Here is a 19,928-nt window from a genome sequence, read left to right as displayed (position 1 = left end):
ATCAGACTCCTTTGTCTCAGGGCTTCGTTGTGCCGCGGCCGGCCGATGCGGTGAAGTCGCTCATCGCCAGATCCTTCCGGCCGGATACGCGTAGTCGGCGAGCGTCTGTTCCTGCATGCGAGCCGACATCCCGGGCGCGGTCGGCGCCAGGTAGTGCCCGCGCTCGATCCGTACCGGATCGGTGAAATGCTCGTGCAGGTGGTCGACGTATTCGATGACCCGGCCTTCGGTGCTGCCGGACACGGCCACAAAGTCGAACATTGCCAGGTGCTGCACCAGCTCACACAGGCCGACGCCGCCGGCGTGGGGGCAGACCGGTACCTCGAAAGCGGCCGCCAGCAACAGAATCGCCACGTTCTCGGTGACCCCGCCGACCCGGCACGCGTCCAGCTGCAGCACATCAATCGCTTGCGCCGCAAGCAGTTGCTTGAACATGACCCGGTTGTGGGTGTGCTCGCCGGTGGCGACCTTCACCGGCGCCACGGCCCGCCGGATCGCGGCATGTCCAAGGATGTCGTCCGGTGAGGTCGGCTCCTCGATCCACCATGGGTCGTAAGCGGTCAGGTGGCCCATCCAGTCGATGGCCTGCTCCACGTCCCACCTCTGGTTGGCGTCCACCGCTATCCGCACCTGGGGCCCTACGGCTTCCCGGGCCAGCCGCATGCGGCGGATGTCGGCGGCCAGATCGGACCCGACCTTGAGCTTGATCTGCCCGAAGCCGTCGGCGACCGCTTCGCGGGCCAGCTGGACCAGCAGGTCGTCGCTGTATCCCAGCCAGCCCGGCGTTGTCGTATAAGCGGGATAGCCCTCCCGTTGCAACTGCAGCTCGCGGCCTGGCTTGCCGCTCACCCGATCCTTGAGCAGGTCCAGCGCCGCGGAGGGGGTCAGCGCGTCGGTGAGGTAGCGCCAGTCGACCAGATCGACGATCTGCTCGGGGGTGTAATCGGAGAGCAGCTTCCAGACCGGTTTGCCGGCGACCCGCCCGGCGAGGTCGAACGCCGCGTTGACGAGGGCGGCCAACGCCATGTGTGCCACGCCTTTTTCCGGGCCGAGCCAGCGCAGCTGGGAGTCGTTGACCAGACGCCGGGAGAACTCCCCCAGATCGTCGAGGTCGAGAGTGCGGCCCACGACGAGCGGCACGTAGGCGCTGATCGCCGCCGCGCAGACCTCGTTGCCGCGCCCGATGGTGAAGGTGAAGCCGTGCCCGTCAACCCCCACATCGGACGACAGCACCACGTAGGCGGCCGAGTAGTCCGGGTCGAGGTTCATCGCGTCCGAACCGTGCAGCTCCCGCGAGGTCGGGAACCGGATGTCGTGGACTCGCAGCTCGGTGATCGTTAGTTTCATCGGGCCTGCCTGACGCTTCGCCGTTGCCGGCCGCCATCGTCCAGCGCCGATCTTTCGGCGCCTTCGGGTCCCACGTGGAGCAGCTTCACGAGCGCAGCCTCAATCTGGGCGAGTGTTCCGATCAATTATCAGGTCATCCGATGACCTGACCGTCACACAAATGTATTCACCTGCAATCTTGGCGCAATACCCTGTTGCCATTTCGTTATGAACCAGAAACTGGTCCGATCAATTGGCTTAGGTCAGAATCGTTTCCATGACCGAAGGCGCCACGGCTGCGCGCACCACCGTTACGGATCGCGCCCTCGCGCGGATCAAGGAGATGATCGCCACCGGCGAGCTGGAGCCCGGGCAGCGACTGCCCGTGGAGAAGGATCTCGCCAGCGCGATAGGCATCTCCCGTAACTCGCTGCGGGAGGCGATCCGCGCGCTGACCGTGCTCGGCGTGCTCGAAGCGCGTCACGGCGCCGGTGTCTACGTCACCCAGCTCGGGCCGAAGGACCTGCTCGAATCCTTCGGCGTTTTCGCCGAGGTGTCGCAGGGCGTCACCGTCATCGACCTGGTGCGGGTGCGAAAGATCCTCGAACCGGCCGCCACCGCCACCGCCGCCGCCCGCCTCGGCGAGGTCGACCTGGCTCGGCTGCGCGAGCTGATGAACGCCATGGCGCAAGCCAGCAGCGCCGAGGAATTCGTCGGACACGACCAGGAGTTCCACCGCATCATCAACGAGGCCGCCGGCAACCCCGTCCTCACCGCCATCCTCGGCGGGCTCAGCAGCCGCACCCTTCGCATGCGGATATGGCGCGGAAGGCATCAGGACGGGGCGATCTCACGGACCCTCGCCGAACACGACCAGATCTACCAGGCGCTCGCCGCCCGCGAGCCAGAAGACGCCCGCATTGCCGCCGCCGTGCACATCGCGTCGGTGGAGCAATGGATCCGCCGCGAGGAGAAACACTGATGCACCCAGCCGAACGCGTGCGTTTGGGCCGCAGCGACCTTCCCGTCACCAGACTCGGCCTCGGCCTGGCCCCGATCGGGGGCCTTTACACGGCGGTGCCACCGCAGCAGGCGATCGCCACCATCGACATGGCCTTCCAGAAGGGCATCCGCCTTTTCGACACGGCACCGCTTTACGGCTACGGCCGGTCGGAAACCCTTGCCGGGAAAGCACTCGCACCGCATCCGCGGGACTGGTACACCCTGTCGACCAAAGTGGGCCGGGTTTTGGAGCCCGGCGGCGACAACACCCAGGACATCTGGGCCGACCCGCCACCGGGCGTCGCCCCCCGTCTGGACTTCTCCCCCGCCGCGATCCGGCAGTCCTTTCAGGACAGTCTCGACCGGCTGGGCTTGGAACGCATCGACATTGTGCACCTGCACGACCCCGACGATCACTACGAGGAAGCCGCCGGCGGCGCCTTCGACGTCCTGGCTCAGCTGCGGGCCGCCGGAACCATCGGCGCCATCTCGGTCGGCATGAACCAGGGCGCCATGCTCGCCCGCTTCGCCCGCGAGCTGCCGCTGGACTGTGTCATGCTGGCCGGGCGCTACACCCTGCTCGACCACAGCGGCCTCGACGAGCTGCTGCCGGTCTGCGCGCAACGCGGCATCGGCGTCTTGGCCGCGGGGGTCTACAACTCCGGGCTGCTCGCCGATCCGCAACCCGGCGCACGCTACAACTACGGTCCGGCATCTGCCGCGCTTTTAGCCAAAGCACTTGCCATTAAAGACATTTGCGACAGGTACGAGATACCGCTGCGCGCGGCCGCCATCCAATTCCCGTTCGGGCACCGCGCGGTCACCAGCGTCGTGATTGGAGCCCGCACCCCGGCCGAAGTCGAAGACGCCGTCGCCATGTGTGCCGTGGACATTCCACCGCAGCTGTGGCAGGACCTGCGCGCCGAAGGCCTGCTGCCGTTAGACGTCGCCGTCCCGGGGCACAGCTAGATGCCTATCCCGGGCCTGGATCAGATGCTCGCGCATGGCCGACTCGGCGAGATCGGGCTGGCCCGCGTCAATCGCCTGGGCTATCCGCAGATGTTCCTCCATGGCGGAGTTGGCTACGCCGTAAGGGAAGAACAGCCGGTGGATGTGCAGGTGGGCGTGCAAACGCGTAATCGCCTCACGCAGCAGCGAGTTGCCCGCCGTCTCCGCTATCCGATCGTGATATCGGGCGTCGCTGCTGGCGAATTCCGCGTGCGACCGCCACGACGCATCGGTCACCGCTGGAGCCGCCTTTGCCGCCTCCAGCAACGCTTGGCGGTCGTCGGCGGTGGCCCGCTGCGCCGCCCAGCGCGCCGCGGCGCACTCGAGAACCAGCCGCATTTCGAACATGTTCATGAACTCTTGTCTGCTCAGCAACGGGCCGACGGTGTACCCGAGGAGAGGCCGCCGGCGCACCAGACCCTCCGATTCCAGCCGGGCCAGGGCCTCCCGCAACGGCGTCGGTGACACGTCAAGATCTCGGGCGAGCGCGTCGATATTGAGGCGCGCACCGGGTTCCAGGGCATGATCCATGATCAAGGCAATGAGAGCCCCATAAACGTCCTCGCTCAGCATCGAGCGACGCGACCGCGGAACGTCCACGCCGAGAACCTTCCGACTTGCGGTTTTGTCCGTGCCGAACATCTTATATGGTCAACTCTTGGTTGCCGCCTCCTCGCTGCCGCACCTGGCAACGAGGAGGGGCCGAACCGTTCCTACACGAGACTGTCCACGGGCTCATTGAGCGATGCCTGAAGCGCGGGGCGGCCGGGCGCGATGTAGTTCCATCCCGCGCGCAGCCACTGCGTCGGGTCGAGCGCGTGGCGCGCGTCCACGATGTTGCGGCTGCGGGCCTCGTCGCCCAGCGTGTAGGGGTTGAGGGTGACGAACTCCGGCCAGTCGGTGAGCACCGCGACCGCGTCGGCGCCGCGCACCGCTTCCAGCACACTGTTTTCGTACACCAGATGGGGAAATGCCCGACGGGCGTTGCTCATCGCCTGGGGATCGTAGACCGCGACCTCGCCCTCCTGCGCGCTGACGATGTTCGCGACGTGCAACGCCGGCGAGTCCCGGATGTCGTCTGTGCCACCTTTGAACGCGGCGCCGAGCACGGCGATGCGGCGGCCGGTGAATGCTCCGCCGCATTGCTTGCGCAGATACTCGACCACCCGCTCACGGCAGCGCAGGTTCACCGCGTCGACCTCGGCCAGGAAGGCAAGCGCCTGACCGACACCCAGCTCATAGGCGCGAGCCTGGAACGCGCGGATGTCCTTGGGCAGGCAGCCGCCACCGAAGCCGAGCCCCGAATTGAGGAACTGCCGGCCGATCCGGGCGTCGTAGCCGAGGGCTTCGGAGACGACGGTGACGTCGGCACCGCTCGCTTCGCAGAACTCGGCGATCGCGTTGATGAAGGAAATCTTGGTGGCGGTGAAGGAGTTGGCCGCGGTCTTGATGACCTCGGCGGTGGGCAGGTCGGCCACCACCACCGGCACCCCGGCATCGATGATCGGGGCATAGACCTCCCGCAGCACCTTCTCCGCCCGCTCGTCCGGAACTCCGAGCACGAGCCGGTCCGGGTGCAGCGTGTCGGACACCGCCTTGCCCTCGCACAGGAACTCCGGGTTCCATGCCACCGACACGGCCTCGCCGGCCGGGGCCAGGACGCGCAGCATCGAGGTTATCCGCGCCGCTGTGCCCACCGGAACCGTTGACTTGCCGACGATGAGACATTCCTTCACCAGGAAAGGCGCCAGCGTCTCCACGACGGCGTCCAGGTAACTCATGTCGGCCGCGCCGCCGTCGCGCTGCGGGGTGCCGACGCAGAGGAAATGCACGTCTGCCGCAGCCGCCTCCTCGTAGGACGTGGTGAAGCTCAGCCTGCCGGCGGCGATGTTCCGGCTGATCAGCTCGTCGAGGCCGGGCTCGAAGAACGGCGACCGGCCACCGGCCAGAGCGGCGATCTTCGCGATGTCGACATCGACGCCGATGACCTGGTGACCCAGCTCCGCCATGCCCGCCGCGTGGGTGACACCCAGGTATCCGCAGCCCAGTACCGAGATCGTGCTCATTGCTCCTCCTCGCGATCGCTCGCCTGTCGTTCCCGCCTGGCGGATTCCACCGTGCGGCGCAGCCCTTCCCGCAGCGAGATCCGGGGCGCCCAGCCCAATTCCCGCTTAGCCCGGGTGATGTCGGGGCGGCGCTGGCGAGGATCGTCCGCGTCCGCCTCGATGTACTTCAGTTCCGCGTCGACGCCGGCCACCTCGCACACCATCAGCGCGAGGTCCTTGATGCTGACCTCCTGGGTGTTGCCGATGTTGACCGGCAACCCGTAGTCGCTGTGCGCGATCGCGAGGATGCCGCGCGCGGTGTCCTCGCCGTAGCAGGGCGACCGGGTCTGCTCACCATCGCCGTGGATCTCCAGGGGCAGCCCGTCGAGCGCCTGCGCGATGAATCCCGAGATGACCCGGCCGTCCGGGCGCATCCGCGGGCCGTAGCTGTTGAAGATGCGGGCGATGCCCACGCTCACCCCGTGCTGCTTGCCGTAGGCGATGGTCAGCGCCTCCGCGTAACGCTTCGCCTCGTCGTAGACCGATCGCGGGCCGATCGGGTTGACGTTGCCCCAGTACTCCTCGTCCTGTGGGTGTTTGAGCGGATCGCCGTAAACCTCCGATGTGGACGCGAGCACGAAGCGGGCGCCTTGGCGATGAGCCAGCTGCAGACAGTGGTACGTTCCGGGGCCGCCGACGAGCATCGTCTCGATCGGCAGCCGGTAGAACTCGGGAATCGAAGCGGGCGAAGCCATGTGGAGCACCAAGTCGACCGACCCGGTTACCTCGAACCCTTGGCTGACATCCGCTTCCAGCAACGAGAAGCGGGAATCGCCCACGAGATGGGAGATGTAGCTGCGGTGCCCGGTTGAGAAGTTGTCGACACAGACGACCTCTACGCCGGAATCCAGCAACTGCTCGCAGACATAGGAGCCGAGAAAGCCACCACCTCCGGTGACCACGGCCCGATGGAACCGACTGTTTGTTGACATGTGGAACCTCCGTTTCCCAGCTGTGCAGAAACGTACTCTGGTGGAGGTACTCGTTTTCCCGGCCAGCAACCACTCGATCCGGCGTCGCGGCCTACCTAACTGAGCTCAGGTCGCCTCTTGGCGGATTTGCTCAAGCAGCTCATGGGCGACCAAGCGGCCCGATGAGGCCTGAAGCTCGTCGAAGAGCGTGATGGCCTGCGCGGCCCATTCCATCGCCGACGGGTACTGGCGCTGCGCCCGATGCAGCCGGGCAAGCGCGAGACAGAACCGGGCGGTGGCCAGGCGATCGCCGTTGCGGCGCGCGACCGTGTACCCGTGGTTGAGCGTGCCGGCCGCGTGCTGATGCAAGCCCTGACGCAGCCGGAGCATGCCGAGCCCGTGCAGCACATGCGCTTCGCCGGGCCGGTCGCGCCCCTCCCGCACCAGTTTGAGCGCCTTGGTCAGCTCCTCTTCGGCCTGTGCCAGGTCGCCGTCTTCCAGATGCAGCTCGCCAAGGCGGTGCAGCACCATCGCGTGCACCCGCGCGCTATTGGCGGCGGTGGCCGTGTGCAGCGCCTGTTCCAGCATTTCCGCGGCCCTGTCCCGGTCGCCCTGCTCCAGCTTGATGCTGGCCATTCCGGTGAGAATGTGGGCCTCCGCGGCCGGGTCGCCGAGTGGCTGCAACACCGACAGCGCGTCCTCGTACCGGCACCAGGCGGTGTCGAGGTCGCCGTGGACCCGGTCGAGGAAGGCGAGGTGCCGCAAGGCAAGCGAGCGCCCGAGCGGCTCACCGATCTGCTCGAACATGGTCAGCGCCAGCATGAGGCGCGAGGAAGCTTCGCTGAAGCGCTGCTCCACGATGTTCAGCGCGCCAAGGGAATACAGCATCACCGCCTCGCCCCGGCTGTCGCCCGCCTGTTGCGCGGTGAGCAGCGCGAGCTCGTGGGTGCTGCGCCAATCGTCAAGGTAGCTGCGGCTCTCGAAGAGCGCCACCATGGTGATGGCCAGGTCCCAGCAGTAGTCGGGGACGCCGGCGCGCGAGGCCAGGCCGACCGCCGCGACCGCCGCCGCGCGCTCATTCTCGAACCACATCAACGGATCCTGGAGCAGCTCCTGGACTAGGTACTCGGGAAGCTCCCATCTGGGGGCGGCGCCGTGGATGACGGTGTAGTCGCCGCCGTAGAGCGTGCGATGCACACACTCCATGAGGAACAGCCACGCCCCCAGGAAACGGGTCATCCCGCCGTGCCGCTCCCCGGCGCTCTCATCGGCGTTGAGCCGCTCACGGGCATAAACCCGAACCAGGTCATGGAGGCGATATCGGGTCGCGGCGCCGGAACCGCCGACGACGTCGACCAGCCGGGCGTCGACCAGAGTGTCCAAGGTGTCGGTGGCGGTCGTCATGTCCGCGTCGAGCAACGGCGCCGCGGCCCAGCTCTGGAAGTCTTGGGCGTCAAGCAGACCGAGCCTGCGCAACAGGCGCTGCGCGCCATCGTCCAGTGCCTCGTAGCTGAACGTGATGCTGGTGCGCACATCGAGGCCGCCGTGGGCCAGCTCGTCGAGACGCCGGCTCTCATCGGCCAGCCGGCTGGTCAGCTGGGAGATCTTCCAATGTGGACGGGCGATCAGCCGGGCCGCCGCTATCCGCATCGCCAACGGCAACCGGCCACACAGCTGGACCAGTTGCAGCGCTTCGGACGGCTCGGTGCCGACCCTTTCCTCGCCCACCATCCGGGCGAGCAATTCGACAGCATTGCGCTGATCGAGGACGCCGACCTCGACCAGCCGGCAGCCGGGTATACCGGCCAGCCGCTGGCGGCTGGTGACGATCACCCCACAACTCGGCGAGCCGGGCAGCAACGTGCGCACCTCGCGCTCGTCGACTGCGTCGTCCAGGACAACAAGCACCCGGGCACCGGCGACCCGGCTGCGAAAGGTCGCCGCGCGCGCCTCCAGCCCGTCCGGCACCGCTGAGCCCGAGATGCCCAGCGCGCGCAGAAAGCGGTCCAGAATGTGGGCCAGCTTGTCGCCGTTGGCATGTCCGCCCATGTGGACGAAGAGCTGGCCGTCGGGGAAGTCTACGGCGAGCTGATGGGCCAGGTGCACCGCGAGGGTTGTCTTGCCTATCCCGCCCCGGCCGGTGATCGCGGCGACCGGAACCGAGTCGCTGTCCGGCCTTTTGGTGCGCCCACGAAGAAACCCGCACAGCTCGTCGACGAGATCGCGGTGGCCGGTGAAGTCGGGCACCGCCGCCGGAGTCATCCGCGGCACCGGAATCAAGCTCTCCTCGGAGTCCGGCGGATCCGGCTCCAGCTCCGCCATGAGCGCGGGCTCGGCGTTGCCGGTCAGGATCGCGCGTTCCAGCGAGCGCAGCGGCTCGCTTGGCTCCAGGCCGAGATCGTCGACCGAGGCTTGCCGCGCGGACTGGTACGCCGCCAGTGCTTCGGCCTGCCGGCCGGACCGGTAGAGCGCGGTCATCAGCTGGTGCCACAGCCTTTCCCGCAGCGGGTGCTCGGTCACCAGCGCCATCAGCTCGTCGATGAGCTCACGATGGCGGCCCAGGCGCAGCTCCACTTCGAGATATTCCTCGGCCGCGGTCAGCCGCCGCTCGGCGAGCCGGGCCGCGGCCGCCCGCACCACGCGACTGTCCAAACCGACCAGTGGCGAGCCCGGATGCAGCGCCAGGGCTCGCCGGAACGCGGAGGCGGCCGCCTCCAGCCGGTGCTCGCGAACGGCTGTGCGGCCTTCGCTGACCAAATCGTTGAAGGTGCGCAGATCCAGCTCGCCATCGGCGACGCGGATCTGGTACCCGGCCGGGCTGGTGTCGATCCGATCCCCCAGACCGGCATGGCTAAGGGCACGCCGGATGGTCGAGATGCAGATCTGTATCTGGCTCTTGGCCGTGGCCGGCGGGGCATCCTCCCAGACCGCGTCGACGAGCCGGCCGACCGGAACCACATGGTTGGCCTCCAGCAACAGCACCGCGAGCACGATCTGCTGACGGGAGGCGGTAATGCGGGCATCTACTACATGCAGGGGTCCCAGGACGCGAAAGATATGCACATGCACACTTCCTCCCCGTAGCGATACGCCGAACCAGGCCGCGCACATCGCCAGCTGGTCAGAATGATCGTCGACGCCCCGCATCGGACGTAGCGACATCGTATCCAAGTGGCTCATGGTCCGCCAGCCATGAATGCGTGCAAGAATCAATATACGATAATGTGTTTTTGCAGTAAAGTTGCGTTCGCTCCGCGGGACTCACCGGCTCACGCCCGCCGACGTGACGGCACATCTTGTCCAGACTGGCCGGTTTTTGGCATCCCGTCGCCGATCTTCGCTGAGATCAATTACGAACCCCAGTTTCGGGAAATTACCGATACCAGCCGCTGTCGATCCGTTATCGAACCGCCATGGGTCCAGCAACAAAAAGCGACTGCGGCCGAAAGGTGGACCGACAGCGGAAATCGATGAACTGACCTCACGCCAAACAAAACGCCAGCTGAAAGGGTGAGGATCATGGGGCAGGACACGAATTGGGGCTAGTCCACCACACACAGCCGCCGCCGCGTCCCTCAACATCAAAGATGTTGAGGGACGCCCTCTTTGTAGGGAAAGGACGATCGAATGTGGACAGCCGACAGACTAAGATCCAAACCTGCCTATGATGTCTCGAACGTGGTCGGCCAACACCTTCTCGACGATCGGGTCGAGGATCCGGTCGTAGATGGGGACTCCGACGTCAAAGGTGGCCTCGAACCGCACCTCGCAACCGCCCGTGGCGGGCGAGATCTGCCACGTCCCGGTGAGGTCGCGAAAGTCGCCGCCGTCGGTCTGCGTGAAGGTGATCGCGCGCCGGTCCGGCGCCGGCTCGCAGCGCTGCGCCCAACGGATCTCGCGGCCCCGGAACGCTACCCGCCAATGATCGCCGAGCGCGGCTATCGCGTCGAAAGCCTCGTCGGAACTGGCCGCGGCGTGGGCCGTTACCCGGATGGTCCTCATCGCAGCTCCTTCATCGCGACCGCCTGCAGGTGCGTGGTCCGCACCGCCATGTAACTAGCCTCACCGAAGACCCCTCCGGTCAGGCCGGTACCACCGTGCGAGGGCAGATAGGGGAAGAACCCGCAATGCGACTCGTCATTGATCTTTATGACTCCGCCGTTTGTCACTCCATTGAGGAATCGGTCCACCACCGCGGTATCGGCCGACCAGAACGAGTTGCGCAGCCCGTAAGGGTTGCTGTTGACAAAGTCGATGACTTGTTCCAGCAAGGCGCTGTCGGAGCGGCCCGATTCGGCCACCACGACCGGCAGCAGCGGGAAGAAGGTCTCCTCGCGAACAGCGGCCAGCTCACGGCTGCGCGCCAGCCCGTCCACGCGTACCACGGTCGGCTCCAGGAAGTAGCCGCTGTCCGAGGGGGAACCGTCCACCTCCAGGCGGCGACCGCCGCACACCAACCGCGCTCCCTTGCCCAGCGCGTCGTCGAGGGTGGCGAAGAACGCCTCGGCGGCCAGAACCGGGGTCAGCTCCACCCCGTCGGAGTCGGGAAAGCCGGGCCGGATCAGCGCGGCAGCGGCCCGCAACCGGTCAAGCAACTCATCAGCGATCGCCGGATGGACCACCACCTGGTTGGGCACGTTGCAGATCTGCCCGGAAGCGTTGAACGCCTCGGTCAGCGCGGCGACCACCACGTCGAGGTCGGCGTCGCGCCAGACGACCGCGCAATCGTTGCCGGCCAGCTCCAGAATGGGCTTCTTGCCCGCGGCCACGCACTCGTTCTGAAAGGCCAGACCCTTGGCGCTGCCGCCGAAGTAGATGACGTCATTGACGTGCGGGCTGTCCAGCCAGTCGGAGAGCATGGGAGGTCCACAAACGACATTCACCGTGCCCGGTGGGGCGCCGATCTCGTCCAGGGCGGGTGCGACGATCTCCCGGATCGCGTACATGACGCCGAGCGGAAGGCTGCGCGGCGCTCGGACCACCACCGCGTTGCCCGACAGCAGACTCGCCGCGCCGTAGATGGCATTGGAGTGCGGCGCGTTCTGCGGCGGGGCCACGCACACCACGCCGTCGGGGCGGCGGCGCAGGATGAGCCGTTTGCCGCCGTGCTCGAACTCGCGGTGCAGCAGCTCGCCGCACCAGGACAGGGTCTGCTCGCTGAAGATGTCCAGCAGCCCATCGACCTCGCCGCTGGCCGGCGAACGCGGCCGGCCCTCGGCCACCATGATGCTGACGAACTCCTCGCGGGTCTCGATCAACCGCCGTCGAATAGCCTCGCCGAGGCGCAGCCGAGTGTGAAGCGGCGTGCGGCCCCATTCCGCGGCCGCGCCCGCTGCCGCGGCCAGCGCCTGCTGCATCGTCTGTTCGTCGGCCAGGGCGCAGCGGCCGGCGATCCGCGGATCGTCCTGCGCCCCACCCTGACCCGACTCCAGACTGCGCTTGAGGCGCAGACTGTCAAAGGTGTCCTCCAGCACCGCGCGGGCGGTGATCCCGTAGACGTACCGGTCGGAGTCGACATCCTTTCCTGCCACATAGGACGGATAGCTCCTCATGGCGCGAACTCCCGGCCCAGCAGCTCCCGCGCGACAACCAGCTTGGTGGCGTTCGCGGTGCCATCGGCCAGCTGCGTGCCGATGAGATCGCGAAGCCGTTGCGCCAGCGGGCGCTCCTCCGAGTACCCGAAGTGGCCCAGCGTCAGCAGCGCCTGATGCGCCGCCTCGACGGCCGCCTTCGGCGCCCACCACTTGGCCATGTTCGCCTCGACCCGATGCTCCAGCCCGACATCGTTGCGCCACAACGCCTCGTAGGCCAACAGCCGGGCCGCGTGCAGGTAGGTGGCGTGTTCGGTGAGCGGGAAGGAGATGCCCTGGAACCGGCCCAGCGGCTGATCGAAGGCCTCCCGATGCCGGGCGTGCGACAGGGCGTCCGACAGCGACAGGCTCGCCACGCTGACGCACATGAGTGCGATCAGCGCCCGCGAATAGTCGAAGCCGCGCATGCCCTGGGCGAACCCGAGCCCGGGGCCACCCACCACATCGGACGGTGTCACGGGCAGGCCGTCGAAGATCAGGGTTGCCCGGCCACCGGACCGGCTGCCCAGGTCGCGCAGGGTGGATCGGGCCAGATAGCGATCGTCGAGCCGGGTATAGAACGCGGTCACCCCGCGTGCCCGCGGCTCGTCGCTGGTCCGCGCGAAGATCATCCCGTGCGTCGCATACGCGCCGAGCATGATGGAGGTCTTCTCGCCGGTCAGCCGCCAGCCGCCGCCACGGGGATGGGCTCGCAGCTCGACCGCGGCCGCGTCGGTGCCGTGCCCCGGCTCGGTCATGCAGAACGCCACCACCGCGTCGCCGCGGGCGATCGCGGGCAGCCATCGCTCGCGCTGCTCGGGGCTGCCGTTGGCGGTGAGGATGCCGGCCACCAAAGCGGCGTTGAGCACCGGATAGCAAGCCGTCAGGTCACCCCTGGCCAGCTCCTCCAGCACTACGCCGGTGCTGACCGCATCCAGCCCGAGCCCGCCGTACTCCTCCGGGACGCGAAGAGCGAAGAGCCCTTCCGCGGCCAGCTCGGGGATGAGAGCGGCTCTGAGCCTGCCCTGCCGGTCGCTGTCCTGGTAGTACGGAGTGATCCGCTCCTTGGTGAACGCCCGCACCTTTTCGCCGAGCGCGTGTTGCTTGTCGGTCAGCAAGAATTCCATCACGAAGTCCTTAGCCGTTCACGGAGGATGAACTTTTGCACCTTGCCGGACGGCGTCTTGGGCAGTTCGTCCAGGATGCTGATCCGCTCCGGCCAATAGGGCTTGGCCATGCCCAGCCCGATCAGGTGTGCGCGCAGGTCGCCCAGGGTCGGTGGGGTCCCGTCGGCGACGATGACCGCGCACGCGCGCTCACCCAGCCGAGGGTCGGGGTAGCCGACGACCGCCACGTCGCGGATCGCCGGGTGGCGCAGCAGCGCCGCCTCCACCTCGACCACCGGCACCTTCTCGGCGCCGCGGGCGATGATGTCCTTGACCCGCCCCACGATGCGGATTCCCCCGTATCCGTCGTCGCGGGCCAGATCGCCGGTGTCGAACCAGCCATCCAGGGTCATGGATTGCTGATACAGCTCCGGCCGCCGGTAGTAGCCCAGGCACTGGTTTTCACCACGCACCTGGAGCAGGCCCACCGCCTCGCCGGTGACCGGCTCGCCGGTCTGCTGATTCACGATGCGGATGCGCATCCCGGGCACCGGTGTGCCGTCACTTTGCGCCGCCCGCATCAGCGGATCCTCCGGGCGGGTGACGGTGACGCAGCCGTTCTCGGTCATGCCCCAGACCGCGTACACCCGGCAGCCCAGGACGTCGCGGGCCTGCTCCACCAACACCGGCGGAACGGGCGCGCTGCCAGTGCCGAACGCCCGCAGGGCGCTGATGTCGCGCGGCTCGCGCTGCTGCTCGCGGATCAGATCCGCGAGGAAGGTCGGCGCGCCGTAGAAGAACGTGACCCGTTCCTCCTCGAAGATCCGCAGCATCAGCGCCGGATCCCAGGCGTCGACCTGAACAGCGCACGCCCCCATCAGGATCGGCATGATGAAGTTCCAGGTGTATCCACCTTGGAGGGTCGTCGGTGACCCCATCGCGGTGACCTCGTCCGCGCTCAGCCCGAGCACTTCGATCTGGCGGCGGTTGATGGCATAGAGGGTGCGATGACTGTGCATGACCCCCTTCGGCTCACCGGTCGTGCCCGAGGTGAACATCACCTGTGCCAGATCGTCCGGCCCCGCCTCTTGAAATTCGTCTGAACCGGCCGGGCCCAGCAGATCGGCGTCGAAGTCGAGCGCGCCGGGCGTGCTCGCGGCGCCGATCAGGATCCGGTGACGCAGGGTGGGTACCGCCCGCGCCACCTCCGCGCTCATCTCGTCGTAGGAGTGGCCCCGGTGCGTCGCCATGCCTATATACACCGGGCTCTCGGTGAGCCGGGTCATGAACTCCAGCTCGCGACGCCGCATGATCGGTGCCACCGGACCTGCGGCGGCACCGACCCGGGCGCAGGCGAGGCTGACCGCGACCAACTGCCAGCAGTTCGGCAGTTGCACGGTCACCACGTCGCCCCGCCGAACGCCCAGCCGCACCAGCCCGGCGGCCAGGCGCTCGACCGTAGCGGCCAACTCGGCGTAGCTCAGCCGCTCGGGTTGCCTGCCGTCTGTGTGCCAACAGATCACGGCCGGCCGGTTCGGGTGCCGGTCCGCGTTCTCCCGCAGGTGTTCGAGTACGGTCCGGCCGTCCCGCAGAATGGGTGCCGAGCTTTCCACTATGGACACGATGCCCTCCCGAGCTAGACCCCAACCGGGGTGAACTGGTCCAGCTGACCGATCGGGCGTTCCGGGCGCCATGTTCCCGGCACGAGATGGGCGTTGATGAGCTGACCATCTTCGCGCAGCTGCGAGTAGGACGGGTGGCGCATGTGCAGCAGTGGCTCCTCGAAAGCGTCGAAGGCGGCGTCGAAGCCGAAGCGGTAGTTGAACTCGATGTCCTCGCCGCCCCAGCCTTGGAATCGCTCGTCCATGCCGCCGACGCGGTGGTACAGCTCGGCGCGGGCGAAGAAACACAGGCCCGGCCCGCGGCGCAGGGTGAATCCGCGCACCTTGCTCATGTCGGCCGACGCGGCCCCGCCGTGCAGCCGTTCGCGGATGGCCCGCCAGGTGGACGGGTAGTCCATCGCCAGCATGTCGCGGTAGGGCAGGTGTCCCATCGTGCCCGGCCCGATCAGCCGGTTCACGTTGCGGGTCAGGAAGTCTCGGTCGGCGAGCACATCGGCGTCCATGTGGCAGATCAGCTCGGTATGCCCGGGGCTGTTCGTGACACCGGCGTTCATCGCCCACGACTTGTTGAACACACCCTGCTTGCGGGCGAAGATGAAATTGTCGACGAACGGGCTGATCACCTCGCGCCACCGTGACCGCTCGTCGCTTTCCACCACGGTCACCTGGTAGTGCTCGCGGGGGAAGGACTGGTCGCGCAGCGAACGCAGGCAGGCCAGCAGGTTACGCAGCCGGTCTCCACCGCCCTCGAGCTTGCTGTGGAACGGGATGACGATCAGCACCTCGGGCTTCGCGCCCGCCGGCAGTGGCTGCCCCGGATCGAAGGCCTTCATCTCCTCCACGGTCACCGGGACGGCGTCGCGGTCGTAGTTCTCGGCCAGTACGTGGCCCAGCTTCGAATTGCATTCGGCACGCCAGCCGAGATACAGGATCTCGTCCACCGAGGAGATCTGCCCGTGCCGCTCGACGAGCGCAGCGTGCATGGCCCAATAGCGGTGGTGGTCCGTGGGATCGTCCAGCAGATCCTCGCCCAGCTTGCGGATAGTGTCGTCGTCACATTTGCGGACAGCGTCGACGACCTTGTCGCGCCAGGGCCGGGAGATTTCCCAGTAGTAGAGGCCGGAGGCCGGCGCGTCCGGGTCGACCGCGACGACGAGGTTGTCGGTGACCGCAGCCGCCAGTACGGCGGGATCGGTAGGCATCAAGTACGACATCAGCGCCCCTGTTCACGAGAGCTCGAAATGTTGGGTGGCTTGCCGGCACTGGCGACGATATGGGCAAACCACTGCGGTGGTGGCAGGCCCACGGCTACTCGATGCCGACCCGCTGCTACTCAAACACTTCGGCTATCGCTACCCAGCTGGCCGATCGACAGCGGATCGATAGCCGCAGCTCAGACGCTGACTCAGTGATGAACAGTGACACCACCATGCGGGACCGCCTGCGGCAGGTCTTCGCCGGCCGGATCTCCGAACGGGAGCGGATCGCGGCAGCGATGGCTCACCAAGACTCCGCCGGCGTGGCACTGATCGGTGCCGAGGGAGTCGGCAAGAGCCGGCTGCAGACCGAGGCGGCGCGTGGCGCCAGCCCGGCCACCTACCGAATCATCCAAGCCACCACCTCGGCCGCCATGGCCAACGTTCCGTTCGGCGCGCTCGCCGAACATCTGCCTTCGATGCTGCTCAGCGCGCCGCTCACCGGCGACTCGCTGCGGGTGGCCGCCGAGGCTTTGCAAAAGCACGCCGGCAAGCGCCGCCTGGTGCTGGTCGCCGACGACGCCCATCTGCTCGACGAGGCCTCGGCCGCGCTGGCGGTGCGGATGGCAAGGCGCGGCGAGCTTTTCCTGCTCACCACCGCACGCAAAGGTCACCGGCTGCCGCACCCGATCGTCGATCTGTGGACCGATGGGCTGGCCGAGTGGATCGAAATCGGCGAGCTGACCCGTGACGACGTCCACCAGATCCTCACCGAGGCGCTCTGCGGCCAGGTGGACGGGGCGCTGGTGCAACGCTTCTGGGAAGCCACCGCGGGCAACGCGCTGCTGATAAGGGAATTGCTCACGGCGCAGCTGGCGGCCGGCCGAGTGGTCGAAGACGCCGATGCCGGAATGTGGCGGCTGATCGGTGATTTCGCCATCCCGTCCTGGCTGGCGGGCCTGATCGACGAGCGGCTCACCGCCGCGCCCGCCGAATGCCGGCCGGCGTTGGAGCTGCTGGCTTTCACCGAGCCGATAAACCCCTTCGTGCTAGGCGAGCTGGTCTCCGCTGATGCGCTGGAGATTGCCGAGGCGTGCGGTGTGGTGCAGATCGAGCGCCGCGATGGCCAGGACAGAGCACGGCTGGCCTACCCGATCTACGGCGAGGTGCTGCGCGCTGTCACGCCACGGCTGCGCGCGCAGCGGTGGCTCGACGGATGCGCGAGCATCGTCGAAGCGACCAGTCATCATCCGGTGGATCTGGCCCGGGCCGCCCGGTGGCGGATGGAAAGCGGCCGGCCACCCGGGCCGGAAAACGGCCGCAGCATGGTGACGGCAGCGTGGGGCGCCTGGTCGGCGATGGACCTGAAAATGGCCGAGGTACTGGGAAGGCGCGCGCTCGCCGCGGGCAAAGGCGCGACCGTCGCCGAGCCGCTCGGGTACAGCCTGCTGTTCACCGGCCAGAGCGCCGAAGCCGAAGCCGTGCTGAGCCAGCTGGGAAACCTGGACAGCGACGATGACCGCGCCCGGGTGGCCGCGGTGCGCGCCTTCAACCTCTTCTTCGGGTTGGACCGCCCGGCACAGGCCGAGGCCCTGCTGCGTAGCACCGCCGCCGCGCTGACCAACGACGTCGCGCGGCGGCGGCTGATCGCGCGGCAGGCCTTGCTGCGCGCGCTCGCCGGTTCCCCCGAGTCCACATTGGAGCTTGCCGCGATGGCGCCGGGCGAGCCCGAATCCCGCGTCGCGGCAGGGCTTGCCATGGTCTTCGCCAGCCGAGCGCACGAAGGCGTCGCGGCGCTGGAAGGTCCGTGGCCGGCCGACGCGCCGTGGCTGACGGTCCTAGCCGACCTCGGGGTGGTGCACGGTCTGCTGTGGACCGGCCGTTTCGAGGCGGCGCAACAGCGGGCCCTGGACAGCTACGACCGGGCGATGGCGAGCAGCTGGCCCTTCGGGCTGGCCGTGGCGTGCTTACTGCGCGGCGTCGTCGCGCGGATGCAGGGACGGCTGCGCGAGGAGATCCGCTGGTGCCGTGAGGGCATCTCGATCGGCCGTGAGCACGGCCCCAGCGGCGTGCTGGCCGTCCTGCTCGCTTTGATGGCCCACGGTCAAGCGCTGACCGGTGAGACGCACCTTGCCAGCCAGACCTTGGCCGAGGCGGACCGGCTCGCCGCCGACTCGATGCGGGTGCTCACCGGATGGACGCAGCTGGCCCGCACCTGGGTCACCGCCGCGCTGCGAGGCGACGCCGTCCCGCTCGCGCAGCAGGCCGCGCGGGCGGCACGCCAAGGCGGCTCGACCGGCTTCGAAGCTCTCGCCCTGCACGACATGGTGCGGCTGGGCGCACCGGAATTGGCCATCGATCGGCTGTCAGCACTGGCGGGCGAATCCGGCCATCGCCTCGCCGACCTTTACGCGGCGCATGCCCGCGCGGTGGCCGACAGCAACGCCGCCGCACTGGCCGAGGTGTCCGCCGGTTTCGCGGAACTGGGCAGCCCGCTGCTGGCGGCCGAGGCCGCCGCCGAGGAATCCAACCAGCACCGCGACGATGGCCGGCTGGCTCAGGCGTCCGCTGCCACCGCCCGCGCGCTCACCCTGATCCGCCACTGCGAGGACACCCCGTGCTCCCCCGCGCTTTCCATCCTGGAGGCGCCACAGATCACGCCCCGGCAGGGTGAGATAGCGGAGCTCGCGGCGCGTGGCATGTCCAGCAAGGAGATCGGGCGCCGCTTGATGCTCTCGGTTCGCACCGTGGAAAACCACCTGCACAGCGTTTACCGCAAGCTCGGTATCAGTACCCGCGCGGAGCTAGGCGCCTTGCGGGTACTGCTTACCGAAACCGTCAGTTGATGACCCCGGCGCCGACCGTCAGGTTGGTCGCCTCGTCGATCAGAATGAATGCGCCAGTGAGCCGGTTGCGTGAATACGGGTCGCAGAAGATGGACTGCGTGACCCGCAGACGCAACCGGCCGATCTCGTTGCAGCGCAACTGGTCAGCGCTCTCGTCGCGGTGCAGGGTGTTGACGTCGAGCCGGTATTGAAGGTCCCGGACCATGGCGCGTGCCGACTTGGTGGTGTGCTTCAGAATCAGCGTCGAACGGGTCTGCAGGGGACGGTCGGCCATCCAGACCACCATCGCGTCCAGATCCTGGGTCGCCATCGGCGCGTTGTGCGCCCGGCAGATCATGTCGCCGCGGGACACGTCCAGCTCGTCGGTGAGGCGCAACACCACCGACATCGGCGGAGCGGCCTCGTCGACCGGGCCGTCCGGTCCGTCGATGGCGGCGATCCGCGTCGTCAAGCCGGACGGCAGGTGCATGACCTCGTCGCCGGGGCGCAGCACGCCGCCGGCGACCTGGCCGGCGTAACCGCGGTAGTCGCGGTAGGCGTGCGACTGCGGCCGGATCACATACTGCACCGGGAACCGGGCGTCGACGAGGTTACGGTCCGAGGCGATGTGCACGTTTTCCAGATGGTGCAACAGGGGCGAGCCGCCGTACCAGCCCATGTCGTAGGAGCGGTTGACAACGTTGTCGCCGCGAAGGGCGGAGATGGGCACGAAGGTGACGTCGCGCGTGGAAAGCTTGGTGGTGAAGGCCGTGAACTCGTGGCGGATCCGCTCGAACACGGCCTCGTCGTAGCCGACGAGGTCCATTTTGTTCACGCAGACCATCAGATGCGGCACGCCCAGCAGGCTGACGAGGAAGGCATGCCGGCGGCTCTGCTCGACAAGCCCCTTGGTCGCGTCGACCAGAATGATGGCCAGGTCCGCCGTGGAAGCTCCGGTCACCATATTTCTTGTGTACTGGGCGTGCCCCGGGGTGTCCGCGATGATGAACTTTCGCTTGGGCGTGGCGAAGTAGCCGTACGCCACATCGATGGTGATGCCCTGCTCCCGCTCGGCCCGCAGGCCGTCGGTGAGCAGGGCGAGGTTGGTGTATTCGTCGCCGCGATCGCGGCTGGCCCGTTCCACCGCCGCCAGCTGGTCGGTGAAGGTGGATTTGGAGTCGTAGAGCAGACGGCCGATCAGCGTGCTCTTGCCGTCGTCGACCGAGCCGGCGGTGGCGAACCTGAGGATGTCCACGG

Annotated in this window: 14 protein-coding genes; 3 read left to right on the top strand and 11 right to left on the bottom strand. The window is 67.8% G+C overall.

The window, feature by feature from the left end:
• Positions 1-60 precede the first annotated feature (60 nt).
• Positions 61-1,347, bottom strand: a complete 1,287-nt coding sequence (locus Rhe02_RS39160; protein WP_203913548.1) for an enolase C-terminal domain-like protein — start codon at positions 1,345-1,347, stop codon at positions 61-63.
• Between the two features lie 256 nt (positions 1,348-1,603).
• Here Rhe02_RS39160 and Rhe02_RS39155 point away from each other — a divergent pair, with 256 nt between their 5' ends.
• Together Rhe02_RS39155 and Rhe02_RS39150 are read left to right on the top strand one after the other, a co-directional pair.
• Positions 1,604-2,308 (top strand): FadR/GntR family transcriptional regulator, encoded by a 705-nt coding sequence (locus tag Rhe02_RS39155; protein ID WP_203913547.1) that lies wholly within the window; start codon positions 1,604-1,606, stop codon positions 2,306-2,308.
• Entirely contained in the window at positions 2,308-3,297 is a 990-nt protein-coding gene (locus tag Rhe02_RS39150; protein WP_203913546.1) for an aldo/keto reductase, read from the top strand. The genes Rhe02_RS39155 and Rhe02_RS39150 overlap by 1 nt, the downstream gene beginning before the upstream one ends.
• On the opposite strand, the gene Rhe02_RS39145 is transcribed toward Rhe02_RS39150, so the two are convergent.
• The 9 genes from Rhe02_RS39145 to Rhe02_RS39105 form a co-directional block, all read right to left on the bottom strand.
• On the bottom strand, positions 3,268-3,936 hold the full coding sequence (locus Rhe02_RS39145) for a GntR family transcriptional regulator (RefSeq protein ID WP_275412678.1): 669 nt from the start codon (positions 3,934-3,936) through the stop codon (positions 3,268-3,270). The two genes, Rhe02_RS39150 and Rhe02_RS39145, sit on opposite strands and share 30 nt — an antisense overlap.
• Positions 3,937-4,049: 113 nt before the next feature.
• Complete coding sequence (locus Rhe02_RS39140) at positions 4,050-5,393, bottom strand: UDP-glucose dehydrogenase family protein (protein ID WP_373320771.1); 1,344 nt, start codon at positions 5,391-5,393, stop codon at positions 4,050-4,052.
• A 5-nt stretch (positions 5,394-5,398) separates the two neighbouring features.
• Complete coding sequence (locus Rhe02_RS39135; protein WP_203913544.1) at positions 5,399-6,373, bottom strand: GDP-mannose 4,6-dehydratase; 975 nt, start codon at positions 6,371-6,373, stop codon at positions 5,399-5,401.
• A gap of 105 nt (positions 6,374-6,478) precedes the next feature.
• Complete coding sequence (locus tag Rhe02_RS39130; RefSeq protein ID WP_203913543.1) at positions 6,479-9,415, bottom strand: AfsR/SARP family transcriptional regulator; 2,937 nt, start codon at positions 9,413-9,415, stop codon at positions 6,479-6,481.
• A 582-nt stretch (positions 9,416-9,997) separates the two neighbouring features.
• Positions 9,998-10,354: a type II toxin-antitoxin system RatA family toxin gene (locus Rhe02_RS39125; protein ID WP_203913542.1), complete on the bottom strand. Its 357-nt coding sequence runs from the start codon at positions 10,352-10,354 to the stop codon at positions 9,998-10,000.
• Positions 10,351-11,904: an aldehyde dehydrogenase family protein gene (locus tag Rhe02_RS39120; RefSeq protein WP_203913541.1), complete on the bottom strand. Its 1,554-nt coding sequence runs from the start codon at positions 11,902-11,904 to the stop codon at positions 10,351-10,353. Before Rhe02_RS39120 ends, Rhe02_RS39125 begins: the two co-directional genes overlap by 4 nt.
• Positions 11,901-13,049, bottom strand: a complete 1,149-nt coding sequence (locus Rhe02_RS39115; protein WP_203913540.1) for an acyl-CoA dehydrogenase family protein — start codon at positions 13,047-13,049, stop codon at positions 11,901-11,903. The genes Rhe02_RS39120 and Rhe02_RS39115 overlap by 4 nt, the downstream gene beginning before the upstream one ends.
• The gene (locus Rhe02_RS39110; protein ID WP_203913539.1) at positions 13,049-14,650 is read right to left on the bottom strand and encodes an AMP-binding protein; all 1,602 of its coding nucleotides are present in this window, start codon (positions 14,648-14,650) and stop codon (positions 13,049-13,051) included. Before Rhe02_RS39110 ends, Rhe02_RS39115 begins: the two co-directional genes overlap by 1 nt.
• A gap of 14 nt (positions 14,651-14,664) precedes the next feature.
• The gene (locus Rhe02_RS39105; protein ID WP_203913538.1) at positions 14,665-15,864 is read right to left on the bottom strand and encodes a glycosyltransferase; all 1,200 of its coding nucleotides are present in this window, start codon (positions 15,862-15,864) and stop codon (positions 14,665-14,667) included.
• A 197-nt stretch (positions 15,865-16,061) separates the two neighbouring features.
• Here Rhe02_RS39105 and Rhe02_RS39100 point away from each other — a divergent pair, with 197 nt between their 5' ends.
• Positions 16,062-18,692: a LuxR C-terminal-related transcriptional regulator gene (locus Rhe02_RS39100; RefSeq protein ID WP_239124336.1), complete on the top strand. Its 2,631-nt coding sequence runs from the start codon at positions 16,062-16,064 to the stop codon at positions 18,690-18,692.
• Here the strand turns inward: Rhe02_RS39100 and Rhe02_RS39095 are convergent.
• The gene (locus Rhe02_RS39095) at positions 18,685-19,926 is read right to left on the bottom strand and encodes a sulfate adenylyltransferase subunit 1 (protein WP_203913536.1); all 1,242 of its coding nucleotides are present in this window, start codon (positions 19,924-19,926) and stop codon (positions 18,685-18,687) included. The two genes, Rhe02_RS39100 and Rhe02_RS39095, sit on opposite strands and share 8 nt — an antisense overlap.
• Positions 19,927-19,928 lie beyond the last annotated feature (2 nt).

Origin of the sequence: Rhizocola hellebori, from assembly GCF_016862955.1 — a bacterium.
GTDB lineage: Bacteria > Actinomycetota > Actinomycetes > Mycobacteriales > Micromonosporaceae > Rhizocola > Rhizocola hellebori.
Note: the sequence above shows the minus strand (reverse complement) of the source record. Positions and strands in the feature narration are given on the sequence as shown.